Genomic DNA, 12,364 nt, shown 5'->3' on the forward strand with positions numbered 1-12,364 from the left:
ACTATAAACATCGGATAATTGATATATTTAGCGTCCTGCTAATAAAGCTTTACTAGCAGATTCCCCCGCCAGTTTGATTTGTTTGTTGAGGTGAAAATTCAACAATCCTAAAACCATCAACTCAGCTAAAAGTGACATAAAAACAGTAATAGTTGCAGAGTCTTTTACACCCGCCCAAGGAAAAGTCGAAAATAGCCACACTGAAGGATAATTTTCTGGATAAATGCTACATAATCCTAGAATCGCCGGTGGGAGAAACATGACTAAAGCCATAGTGCCAACTCCCCAGATACCCCGTTGAGGATTTTTTAGCATCAGCATAGTTTGCAATATGGCAGCATAAATCATTGCCATGCTGACAAATAAGGCTACACTTAAAACCGCTTTCATTCTCCCAATTTCGTTCATCCAACCAAGAGCGTTGCTATTTCTGAAATTTAATGCAGGTGCAATAATTATCCAAATAACTACAGGTGTCACAATAATTAAAAGGTTGATAGCAATTGCTATCAAAGATGGGCTTTTTTCTCCCCAAATGCCATCTTTTAACCAAGAACTACGCCAAAATTTTTGCTGATTAGACACTTCATAGTAACTATAGCGTGACCAGTCTTGAATTTGCTGGCGATGGGGAGATAAAACAATCATCAGCGCAAACACCAACGCCACGTTAAACAATATAAGCAAAACCAAGTTTTCGCCGATTTGATGATTTACATCATAGTAGCAATTCCTCCCATAATAAGGATAACAGGAGTTATTTGCGTACTGGAGAGTAAATCCCCAAAAGATGAACTGACAACAACCGACAAAAAAATAGCTTTGACCTTTACTTAAAACGGCTGTTTCAGGATTGCGAAATCGACGCTGTAATGCTTGCCAAGCCCAGTAGATACCAACACTGTAGTTAAATAAATGTAAGGCTAATAAACCTACAAGACTTTTACCTAAAGGTAAGTAGAAAAATTGTAATTCATCTAGGGATCGATCCCCATATTTGCGGAATACATTACTAAATAGATAACCCATCATGTCAAATGGGCTTAATATTCTTAACCATGTGGCTGTATTGATACTATCAGAGCTATAAGAAGCTAAGTTAAAAGTTGTAAACAAGAATAATAAAACTGCACCACTAGCTAACCAAGGTTGAAATCCACTAAACCAACGACTAATTAAGCCAAATAAAAGTGCGTAACTATAAAAGAAAGCGCAACAACCAACAAGCAAAATATCAAATATGAGGATGTGGCTCAAGGCGATTTTGGCAGATAAGCCAGAAAGCAAATGTAAAGGTAAAGCTGCAAATACTATCAGATAAATGACAATCGGTACTCCTAACATTTTGCCTATTAAAATGCTCATTTCTGATTGGGGAGTCAGACGCAAAAAATTCAGCGTTCCGCGTCGTTCTTCTTGCGCCAAATTATTAATGAGCAGATATGTACCAGCTACTAACAAAATAAACACAAACACCACAGTTAAGGTGAGAAAAATATATTCCCAGTGATCCCGCCACCAAAGAGTGAAATTGATTTGAGCAGTAGGACAGTATGTCTCATAGAGATTTCTATTAATATTGGTCTGTTCTGTTTGGAAACTGGCTAACTGGGTTTTTAGTGCTTGTAACTTGACTTTATCAAAGTTGGGTTGACCACTATATGTATTAATCTTTTGCTGGACTTGAGTAATTAATTGAGACAGTATATTGAGGCGTTCACGATAACCTGGAGCTAAATTGCAATATGTCCCGGACATAGAATATTTTGCCCCAGGATAATCAGCAAATTGATAGATAAAAGTTCCTAGTTGCCCTAGTAGCGATAAGCCAACGGCAATCACTATATTAAAAACCTTGAGCCGACCTTTAAGTTCCCGGAATAACTGTGGATTCCAGTTGCCTATTTTATCTATTAAATTCAGCATCATTGGTGGTATCTCCCAAGTTAATGATTAAGATGCTTGTTTGTGTCCTAGTTTTAAAAATATGGTTTCTAAATCTTCTTGAACACAGTGAAAATCAGTAAGAGGAATCCCCGATGTAATTAGCGATCGCAATAATTCGGCGCATTCTTCCTGTGTACCGTTAAAATTAACTTTTAAGCCATTTTTACCTGGTAATTTCTCCCACTCTTCTACATGGGGATGATGTTTGACTGCGCTTAACAGTGCCTCGACATCACCTAAAGTTGATAAAACTATTTGTTGGCGAGATAACCGTTGATAAAGATGTTGGAGGGAGGCACTTTCTACCAGAAACCCTAATTCCATAATGCCTACAGAAGTACACAACTCTGCTAAGTCACTCAGCACATGGGAAGAGATTAAAATTGTCATTCCCGCTTCTTGTAGTGCCTTAATAATTTCTCGGAATTGCATTCTAGCTATGGGGTCGAGTCCCGAAACAGGCTCATCCAATAACAGTACAATTGGCTCATGGATAATAGTCCGTGCTAAACTCAAACGCTGCTTCATCCCCCGTGACAGGGTAGAAATCAGACTGTTGCGTTTATTACCCAGTTGGATGAGTTCTAAAACTTCGTGTAGGCGTTGGGTGCGGCGTGGTTCTCGCAACCGATACAAACGCGCAAAATAATCTAAGTAATCCCAAACCGTTAAGTCTTCATACAGGGGATAATCATCGGGAAGGTAGCCAAGACGACGTTTGAGGGTGGGGTTACTCTTGTCACGACGCAGGCGATCGCCGTTAATATAAATCTCACCCGTAGTTGGTTCTTCTGCTGCTGCCAACATTCGGATGAGAGTGGTTTTACCTGCGCCATTGGGGCCTATCAGTCCGTATACTTCACCTGCTTGGATTTCTAACTCAACATCATTAACGGCTACGTGCCGTTCAAATTGCTTAGTTAAGCCATTGGTGCGAATTGCTAATTCTTTTGTCATAGCTGCTGGGGGTGCGGCTGTTGTTTAAACACTAACCTAACTTCTTTCTACAGCTTTCGGTAGTCTCGTTTCGGAAACTGTAACCAAAATCACGTATGTCTTGAGTTTGAGGTTGTGGTTTTGCCACATTCCATAGATAGAAAAACTCTACTAAATGCGTTATCGTCTCGGAGAGAAGTCCATTGCAAATTGCGAATTGCGAATTGCGAATTGGTATTAGATGGTTTTGAAACTTTGTTATAAAATCCAGGTACATAAGTGATTTTTTAGATACCACTGTCATGCACAAAAATACTAATAAATCTTTAGATGAGTATATAGTTAATAATCATGATGCTAATCATTATCTTTATGAATGAGCCATAGTTGCTTTTATATTATTAATAGTTTATGGCTTATCCGTAGCTGAATTGATTCCAAATTGGATTGTATTTATCATCATTTCTGTGACTCTACCCCGTTGGGTTATTAATGTACATGAACTTCTGCATATTAAAAGTAGTAAAGAGATAAATCAGATTATCAGATGCTTGGGTATCAGCCCTATACCACTCTCTATTTTTACTCTCAGTTATCAACAAATTCATGAAATTCACCTAGCTCATCACCGTCATTCAGCAACAGAGTCTGACCCTGATGCTTACCATATTAGAGGAAATTTATTTTTGGTTATTTTGAATGCTTTTATTACACCAGAGCAAAGTTCTATTCGTTGGATAAAAGTCAATGGAATTAATTTTCAACTAGGAATAGATTTACTCATAAAACTATTAATTTTAATAGTTTTAGCTTTTTTAGGCGGACAAAGATTTCTATGGTTTTGGTTGTTTCTACGAATTGTTTATGGACTAGGAGATATAGTATTTTTCCGTCTTGTTCATCACCAAAAAGGAGAATACGGAACGTTTGCCATGAAAATTCCTAATATTATCGAAACCTGGGGAGGAATAATTTTTGGCTCAACTGTCATTCAAGCAACAATTCATCACGATGTCCATCATAAACATCCTCGCATTGCAGCACATAATCTAGCTAAAGCCAGGTCATACGTAATTAGTAGTCCAAACAATTAATTTTTTCATAAGTCGAACAAGGTGAATAATTAAAGGTTTGTAGTGAGAACTTTAGTTCTCAAAAAAGGACTAAAGTCTTTACTACGAACCTAAAGCGTCTATGAGTGCTGCCTTTAGTCCCCTTGCGGGGAAATGGTTAATGGAAACTCAGTGGGTGCGGGACAAGCAAATTCACTCAGTTTCTAGTAGTTTTGTTTCAGTCCCCTTGCGGGGAAATGGTTAATGGAAACCCAAACACCCACTGATAAAATCCCACGCCGAAAGTGTTTCAGTCCCCTTGCGGGGAAATGGTTAATGGAAACGAAGTTTTACAAGAAGTAAAAGAATTAAAAGTAACGTTTCAGTCCCCTTGCGGGGAAATGGTTAATGGAAACTCAAAAAGACTTTGAATTATCTAGCAATAGTGGATTTAGGTTTCAGTCCCCTTGCGGGGAAATGGTTAATGGAAACTGACAAATACATAGAACAAGCTATGACAAGAAATGTTTCAGTCCCCTTGCGGGGAAATGGTTAATGGAAACACGCGTTTTATTTTGTTGTTTTTTCTTCTTACAAAAATAACCAGTTTCAGTCCCCTTGCGGGGAAATGGTTAATGGAAACCTGACATTAAAAAAGCTCTAGCGAATAACTAGAGCATGTTTCAGTCCCCTTGCGGGGAAATGGTTAATGGAAACTCCTCCGGCTGCCATTTCAAGTCTTGTTGAGCAAAAGGGTTTCAGTCCCCTTGCGGGGAAATGGTTAATGGAAACCGCGCCTATTGGCTGGACTACCCAGGTAAACGCTAAGTTTCAGTCCCCTTGCGGGGAAATGGTTAATGGAAACTTTCTTAGAAGCCAATGAAAAGGATATTATCAGAATTGTTTCAGTCCCCTTGCGGGGAAATGGTTAATGGAAACCGGTCGCCAAGCGATTGATGATGCTGTGGGAAACGTGTTTCAGTCCCCTTGCGGGGAAATGGTTAATGGAAACCCATCTGTCAACTATGCAATGCAGGTGACAAACTTGTTTCAGTCCCCTTGCGGGGAAATGGTTAATGGAAACGTGTGAATGGAAATTCAAAAACAATGGCATCTTTACCGTTTCAGTCCCCTTGCGGGGAAATGGTTAATGGAAACGCTCTAGCTGTTGATGAAAAAGTTGAGTCTATTGACAAGTTTCAGTCCCCTTGCGGGGAAATGGTTAATGGAAACCTTAACAGAGTTTGGCGTAATTGATACCAGATTCGAGACTTGTTTCAGTCCCCTTGCGGGGAAATGGTTAATGGAAACTTGGGTTTGTTGTTGATTGGTTTGGAAATCAGTTGTTTCAGTCCCCTTGCGGGGAAATGGTTAATGGAAACCACGCTGGCAGGTCTTTACTTGATGCACAACGGGCTACAGTTTCAGTCCCCTTGCGGGGAAATGGTTAATGGAAACTTTAGTCTCGGCAGAGCATATATCTATTTGTCCTGGCCAGTTTCAGTCCCCTTGCGGGGAAATGGTTAATGGAAACCATCATTGGGACAGAAACCCTGCAAATAACCGTCGTGAGGTTTCAGTCCCCTTGCGGGGAAATGGTTAATGGAAACTTAGAAAAGGAGGGAGTTAAGTTTTCAAATTTTGTTTCAGTCCCCTTGCGGGGAAATGGTTAATGGAAACTCGCGCTTTCTTCACGGGGGGCTGCTCGTTGTATGGTTTCAGTCCCCTTGCGGGGAAATGGTTAATGGAAACCCCATGATCTATATGTTTGAGCTTTAGTTGTATCTAGTTTCAGTCCCCTTGCGGGGAAATGGTTAATGGAAACCTTAATTTTGCCTGCATCTTCAAGCATCCCTAAATGTTTCAGTCCCCTTGCGGGGAAATGGTTAATGGAAACTGTTTCTCCGTTATCCAATGATGATACAACTCGCTAGTTTCAGTCCCCTTGCGGGGAAATGGTTAATGGAAACATCGTGGAGGCTAATTTGGCGGATGCCCTCCAAGCGTTTCAGTCCCCTTGCGGGGAAATGGTTAATGGAAACCTAACGGTAACTTCTAGTGCCTCAGTAACTCTTGGGTTTCAGTCCCCTTGCGGGGAAATGGTTAATGGAAACAGTTTTACTAGCCTCAGCGATCGCACTTACCTACAAGCGTTTCAGTCCCCTTGCGGGGAAATGGTTAATGGAAACCCATAGCGGACTCTAAGACTCCCAAGACTCCTTTGTGTTTCAGTCCCCTTGCGGGGAAATGGTTAATGGAAACCTCTCGCCGTTATTTTTGCCAATTGTTGGCGAATGAACGTTTCAGTCCCCTTGCGGGGAAATGGTTAATGGAAACCCTTCCACTCTTCATATTTGTATTCGGAAGGGATAAGAGTTTCAGTCCCCTTGCGGGGAAATGGTTAATGGAAACCCTCTGGGAATCCTGGTGGCATTTCTACGGCTGCCACAGGAAAGTTTCAGTCCCCTTGCGGGGAAATGGTTAATGGAAACCATCCGGTTAGTTATAAGTTAATTTGTATTACTTGTTTCAGTCCCCTTGCGGGGAAATGGTTAATGGAAACATAGTGACACAGAAACACTCAAAGGATTACAGCAAGTTTCAGTCCCCTTGCGGGGAAATGGTTAATGGAAACCACACTAGGTTTTTGCAATTAATTAGTTTTGTTGCTCGTTTCAGTCCCCTTGCGGGGAAATGGTTAATGGAAACAGCTCGGTACTGAAACTGATATAGAGCAAGCTTCCTGGGGAGCATTTTGACGAGTCGCAAAATTAGGTCGATTTCAGCCCACCTTATTGCGAGTAATTTGCAACTTCCCGAATAATAGAAACGCTGTAGTTATTATGTTGTCAAGGTTCTGGCGATTTTGACGAATCCCCCAGGGTTTTCGCCCTCGATTCGACTCGTCAATCATCAAGCTTATTACATCATCATAGGATGAGTATTTGCTATTGTCGAGTGTTTTCTTTAATCCAGTCTACAACACCACTCCTGTAGATCAAAAACCTCTGATAGCAGAGTACCAGAGGTTTTTATGGCATACTATTTTGCTGATTTAAATATTAACCAGCATTTGCTAATAGTAATTCGCGTTTTTCTGAGTCGCGTACCTTAACTTGTCCATCATCATCGACATCCACGACGGCGGTACAACCTTCGCTGATTTCACCAGCTAGCATGGCTTCAGCAAGGGAATCTTCCAACAGGCGCATGATGGCGCGACGTAATGGTCTAGCACCGTAGCTGGGGTCATAACCTTCCCTGACTACTAAGTCTTTGAACCTTTCGGTAACTTCTAAGGTGATACCTTTTTCTGTCAGGCGGCTAGCGACATCACGCAGCATAATTTCGGCAATTTGCTTGACTTCATCCTTAGATAGTTGAGTGAAGACGATAATTTCATCCACCCGGTTGAGAAATTCAGGACGGAAGTAATTTTTCAGTTCTTCGTTGACTAGGTTACGGATGCGGTGGTAACTAGCATCTGGTTGGTTGTCGAATTCAAAGCCTAAACCGCCGCCACCTTTTTCAATTACCTTAGAACCAATGTTAGAGGTCAAGATAATTAAGGTGTTCTTGAAGTCTACCTTACGACCTTTTGCGTCAGTTAGGTGTCCGTCATCGAGAATTTGCAGCAGCATATTGAACACATCGGGGTGCGCTTTTTCGATTTCGTCGAATAGCAGCACGGTGTAAGGTCTGCGGCGTACAGCTTCGGTGAGTTGTCCGCCTTCGTCGTAACCGACGTAACCAGGAGGTGAACCGATGAGTTTAGATACTGTGTGGCTTTCCATGTATTCGGACATATCTAACCGAATCATGGCATCTTCTGCACCGAAGAAGTAAGTTGCTAAGGCTTTGGCTAGTTCGGTTTTACCAACGCCGGTGGGGCCGGAGAAGATAAAGCTAGCGATGGGACGGTTGGGATTTTTTAACCCGACTCTGGCGCGACGGATGGCGCGAGACACGGCTGTCACTGCTTGTTCTTGACCGATAAGCCGCTTGTGTAGGGTGTCTTCTAAGTGCAGGAGTAATTCTGACTCAGACTCGGTGAGTTTGTTGACGGGGACACCAGTCCAAGAAGCGACGATTTGGGCGATGTCTTCTTCGTCTACGACGATGGGGTGAGTGGCTGTTTCAGTGGAAGCGGCTTGCAGTTCTGCTTCTAGGGCGATTTCTTGGTCGCGCAGTTCCCCGGCTTTATCGAAGTTTTGCAGTCTGACGGCTTCGTTTTTCGCTTTGGCGACTTCCCGCAGTTTCCGCTTGAGTTCTTTATCGGTGGAAATTTGAGAGTTTCTCAGACGTACCCGTGAACCTGCTTCATCAATTAAGTCTATAGCTTTGTCGGGTAAAAAGCGATCGCTAATATAACGATCTGATAACTCAGCCGCCGCAATCAAGGCTTCATCAGCAATTTGCACTCGGTGGTGTTGTTCGTAAACTCCGCGCAAACCGTAGAGGATTTCAATGGTTTCAGATACAGAGGGTTCACCGACTAAAATCGGTTGAAAACGTCGTTCTAAGGCGGCATCGCGTTCAATATGTTGGCGATACTCATCTAAGGTGGTAGCACCAATACATTGCAGTTCACCCCGTGCTAAGGCTGGTTTGAGGATGTTGGCTGCATCTAAGCCGCCTTCAGTCCCCCCCGCACCGACTAGGGTATGAATTTCATCAATGACTAAGATGACATTTCCGGCTGTGCGGACTTCATCGACAATTTTTTTGATGCGTTCTTCAAAGTCTCCCCGGAAGCGAGTCCCCGCCACCAATAACCCCATGTCGAGGCTGATGACTTGCTTACCTTCCAAGACTTCGGGGACATCTTGGTTAATGATACGCTGTGCCAAACCTTCGGCGATCGCTGTTTTACCTACCCCTGGTTCACCAATTAACACAGGGTTATTCTTCGTGCGGCGACCGAGAATTTGAATAGCGCGTTCAATTTCTTTTTGACGACCCACTACAGGGTCAAGCTTACCTTCTTGAGCGAGTTTGGTGAGGTTTCTGCCAAATTCCTCTGTGGTGAGGGTTTGGTTGCGTCTGGGACTACCAGCACCACTACCTACCGTCACTGGATCTTCACCTAAACGCCGAATCACAGCAGTCCGAACATTTCTGAGGTCAACACCCAGATTTTGCAACACTTTGGCGGCGACACCTTCACCTGATTCTGTTAAACCTAGTAGTAAGTGTTCTGTGTTGATGTAATTATGACCTAGACTGTGAGCTTCTCTAAATGATTGCTCAAATAGACTTTTGACTTTAGGAGTAAAGGGAATTTCTGGTGGAACGAAACCAGTACCCCTACCAATAATTTTTTCGACTTCCCGACGTGCGTCTTTGAGAGTCACACCCAACTCATTCAGCACTTTGGCAGCAACCCCAGTTCCTTCTCCCATCAAACCCAGGAGAATTTGTTCAGTTCCTACGAAGTTGTGTCCCAGGCGACGTGCTTCCTCCTGAGCGAGCATAATCACTTTGATGGCTTCGGAAGTGAAGTGTTCAAACATAGCGGGTTCTTGCTCCCTTGCTGCTTGGACTTTGGGCGATCTAATAATTTCACCCTTATCTAAACTTTTTTGTATTTTCTTAAAGATAATGTATCTTTATCTCTGATGGGGTGACAGTGGTGAGAGCCGTATGCACTCAGGGGTGGTAGCCGTCATCTTTAATTATCGTGCTACGGGCAGGTTTTAGTTTTAGACTCGGTAATGAGATTCCAATTTTACCACAGTATCAACTATGACCGAACAGCACGGAAGTAAAGACCAACAGCACCCACTTTACAACCGCGATCGCCCTCTTATTGATATTCTACTAAGTCAAACCGCCACAGACTACAATTTAGCCGAATTAGCCCGTCTCAGAATCCGTTATCAAGGCTTCCCAGGCGCGAGGGACATACAAAGCGACCTAGATAAAGTTTTGCAACAATGGGGCTTAACTGAGGCGGAATTATTCGAGAAAACCCGACAATTGCATGATATTGGCGGTATTTATAAAAGTCGCGGCAAACGAGAGGAGCAGGATTGGAATTAGGCAGGGGGCGTATCAATTCAAAATTCAAGAGTTTTTCTGTCTCTGCTCCCCTGCTCCCCTGCCCCCTGCCCCCCTGCCTCATTCCCCACTCCGATATTGCCGTAATTTCTGCAAAAGCTTCTCCTGAGATGATGTAGGACTAGTGGGGTTAACCGTACTTTCAATTTTGCTGGATGTGGGATTGTTGGTGGGTTTTTCTGGTTGGTTGGAGGTTAACACTAATTGGGATTTGCTGGCGGCGGCTTGCATGGACTCTAAAGTTACAGCAACATTGACTTGCTCTTGCATTTGGTCTGTGGAAGAGACTAGGGTACTCAAACCGTTGACTAGTTGCCGTAAGTTATCGCGAAATTTGGGATCTCCAGTTAATTCGTCTAAATCAGAGGTGATTTTTTGGGTGTTTTCAAATGTTACTCTGGCTGAGTCTAGGGTTTGTTGCAGCAGCAGAGCGTTTTTAGGATCATTTAATGCCTGAGTGGCATCTTTTAAGTTAGCGGATGCTTGGGCGGCGTTGGCTGAGAGGGTTTCTAAATTTTTCAGTAATTCCCCGTCGGATAACCGCGTAATGGCGGGGGAAAGACTACTGACTGTTAACCGCAGTTGGTTGCTAGTTTCAGTGATGTTATTCAATGCACTCACTAATGTAGAACGATTAGAGGTAACTAGTTCATCTAATTGAGTGAGTAACTTATTAGCTTGAGCTGCGGTAGTGCTGAATTGACTAGCAGTGTTACCTAATTGGTCTACAGTCTTGGTGGTGGAAACGGTGAGTTTATTGGTGGCTTGTTGGATAGAATTGGCAGTGGCGGCAAATGTCCCGATTTGTCCTTGAAAGCTTCTGCTTAATCTCCCGACATCTCGACTCAATGAGGAGACGCTAGTAGCGGCTTCTGCTGAGGTTTCTAGTAATCTATTTACTCGTTGATAAAATTCAGGATTATTATAAGTGGTTGCTAATTGCGTGCTACTACGGATGAGTTCATCTAGACTGATACCAATTTGACCCTTGAGCCGAGAACCATTGCAAACAATCAGAGTGCGATCGCAATTTTTATCCAGAGGTTTAGCGATTTTATCTTGAGTTGGTAGTGAAGATTTGGGCGTGATATCAACAATACTTTCACTAATTAAGCCGCTTTGGTTAGCTTCAACCAAAACATCACGGGGAATAATTAAATCAGCTTGGGCAATTTCAATTTCTACTTCTACAGCATTTGGCTTGGGTTCAATGCGAGCAATATTCCCGACTTTTACACCCCGATAACGCACAGGCGCGCCTTTTTGCATACCGCCAGCATTGGCAAATTCTACAATAGCTTTGTAGGAACTACGAGAGGCTGTGACTCGATTGAGCCAGAGAACGATCACAAAAAATGCTCCTAGTCCCAGTAAAACCAATAATCCGACTGAGCCTTCCCTTAACGTCCGTCGAGATGCAAAACGAGTGGTGATAGAATCGCGCATATTATTCTTTGCCCAACTAACCAACAACCTGAATTGGCCCTTGTACACTTCCACTCATAAATTGATGAATTAATGGATGGTCTGTGTTATTTAGTTCACTAACTGAACCTTGCCACTGCACTTTACCTTGATAAAGGAATACTAGTTTATCAGCAGTACGCCGTATTGTACTATCTTGATGTGTCACGATCGCATAGGTACTGCAAACACCTTGAGTAGTTTGTAATCCCCGAATTAAATCTTCTATTACCGTAGAAGCAATGGGATCAAGTCCGGCTGTCGGTTCATCGTAAAGTAAAACCTCTGCGCCTTCTTCGGGATTATCAGGGTTAGCCATAATCGCACGCGCAAAACTCACCCGTTTTCGCATCCCTCCAGATAACTCCGACGGGTAGAGATGACCAATACCTGGTAAACCCACCATTTCCAGTTTTTCCCTGACTAATTCTTGAATGCGCGATCGCGATAACTTAGAGTTTTGATACAGTAAAAACCCCACATTCTCTTCCACAGTCAACGAATCAAATAAAGCTGCCTGCTGAAATACCATACCAATACCCACAGGGTCATGACCATCTTCAATTAACCCCTCTCTTTTTACTCCTTGCACGTAAACTTCCCCCTCATCAGGAGTAATTAAACCAGCAATTACCCGTAAGATCGTCGATTTACCGGTTCCCGAAGGGCCGATAATTCCTAAAGCCTCCCCCCGATAAATCGTTAAGTCCACATTATCTAAAACCCGATTGTTCCCAAAGGATTTAGAAACGCCTTTTAGTTCAATTAGTGGTTCAGTCATTAGTCATTAGTCATTAGTCATTAGTCATTAGTCATTAGTCATTAGTCATTGGGCATGGGGCATGGGGCATGGGGCATGGGGCATTGAGAATTTAGATATATAATCTCTCTTGTCTCCCCTACAC

General features: G+C 42.8%; 7 protein-coding genes and 1 CRISPR repeat array. Of the genes, 2 read left to right on the forward strand and 5 right to left on the reverse strand.

Features of this window, described 5'->3' with window-relative positions:
* Positions 1-27: 27 nt before the first annotated feature.
* On the reverse strand, positions 28-1,929 hold the full coding sequence (locus CLI64_RS02940; RefSeq protein ID WP_103135832.1) for an ABC transporter permease subunit: 1,902 nt from the start codon (positions 1,927-1,929) through the stop codon (positions 28-30).
* A 24-nt stretch (positions 1,930-1,953) separates the two neighbouring features.
* Positions 1,954-2,904, reverse strand: coding sequence for an ABC transporter ATP-binding protein (locus tag CLI64_RS02945; protein ID WP_103135833.1), 951 nt, complete (start codon positions 2,902-2,904; stop codon positions 1,954-1,956).
* Positions 2,905-3,350: 446 nt separating this feature from the next.
* Here CLI64_RS02945 and CLI64_RS02950 point away from each other — a divergent pair, with 446 nt between their 5' ends.
* Positions 3,351-3,977, forward strand: a complete 627-nt coding sequence (locus CLI64_RS02950; RefSeq protein ID WP_264082487.1) for a fatty acid desaturase — start codon at positions 3,351-3,353, stop codon at positions 3,975-3,977.
* 110 nt (positions 3,978-4,087) lie between these two features.
* A CRISPR array of direct repeats spans positions 4,088-6,644; the repeat unit is 37 nt; unit sequence GTTTCAGTCCCCTTGCGGGGAAATGGTTAATGGAAAC.
* A gap of 353 nt (positions 6,645-6,997) precedes the next feature.
* On the opposite strand, the gene CLI64_RS02955 is transcribed toward CLI64_RS02950, so the two are convergent.
* The gene (locus tag CLI64_RS02955) at positions 6,998-9,448 is read right to left on the reverse strand and encodes an ATP-dependent Clp protease ATP-binding subunit (protein ID WP_103135835.1); all 2,451 of its coding nucleotides are present in this window, start codon (positions 9,446-9,448) and stop codon (positions 6,998-7,000) included.
* 232 nt (positions 9,449-9,680) lie between these two features.
* On the opposite strand from CLI64_RS02955, the gene CLI64_RS02960 reads away from it, so the two are divergent.
* Positions 9,681-9,977 carry a DUF3288 family protein gene (locus CLI64_RS02960; protein WP_103135836.1) on the forward strand — a complete coding sequence of 99 codons (297 nt, stop codon included), beginning with the start codon at positions 9,681-9,683 and terminating at the stop codon, positions 9,975-9,977.
* A gap of 78 nt (positions 9,978-10,055) precedes the next feature.
* Here the strand turns inward: CLI64_RS02960 and CLI64_RS02965 are convergent, their stop codons facing one another.
* Both CLI64_RS02965 and CLI64_RS02970 read right to left on the reverse strand, forming a co-directional pair.
* A complete protein-coding gene (locus tag CLI64_RS02965) occupies positions 10,056-11,441 on the reverse strand; it encodes an MlaD family protein (RefSeq protein ID WP_103135837.1) in 1,386 nt (461 codons plus the stop codon).
* A gap of 16 nt (positions 11,442-11,457) precedes the next feature.
* On the reverse strand, positions 11,458-12,240 hold the full coding sequence (locus CLI64_RS02970; RefSeq protein WP_103135838.1) for an ABC transporter ATP-binding protein: 783 nt from the start codon (positions 12,238-12,240) through the stop codon (positions 11,458-11,460).
* Positions 12,241-12,364: the final 124 nt, after the last annotated feature.

The organism is Nostoc sp. CENA543 (assembly GCF_002896875.1).
In the GTDB taxonomy this organism is placed as follows: Bacteria; Cyanobacteriota; Cyanobacteriia; order Cyanobacteriales; family Nostocaceae; genus Trichormus.

Bases quoted from the DNA above. Each gene is read 5' to 3' on its own strand.
- CLI64_RS02940 (WP_103135832.1), bottom strand. From the start codon at position 1,929: ATGATGCTGAATTTAATAGATAAAATAGGCAACTGGAATCCACAGTTA.
- CLI64_RS02945 (WP_103135833.1), bottom strand. From the start codon at position 2,904: ATGACAAAAGAATTAGCAATTCGCACCAATGGCTTAACTAAGCAATTT.
- CLI64_RS02955 (WP_103135835.1), bottom strand. From the start codon at position 9,448: ATGTTTGAACACTTCACTTCCGAAGCCATCAAAGTGATTATGCTCGCT.
- CLI64_RS02960 (WP_103135836.1), top strand. From the start codon at position 9,681: ATGACCGAACAGCACGGAAGTAAAGACCAACAGCACCCACTTTACAAC.
- CLI64_RS02965 (WP_103135837.1), bottom strand. From the start codon at position 11,441: ATGCGCGATTCTATCACCACTCGTTTTGCATCTCGACGGACGTTAAGG.
- CLI64_RS02970 (WP_103135838.1), bottom strand. From the start codon at position 12,240: ATGACTGAACCACTAATTGAACTAAAAGGCGTTTCTAAATCCTTTGGG.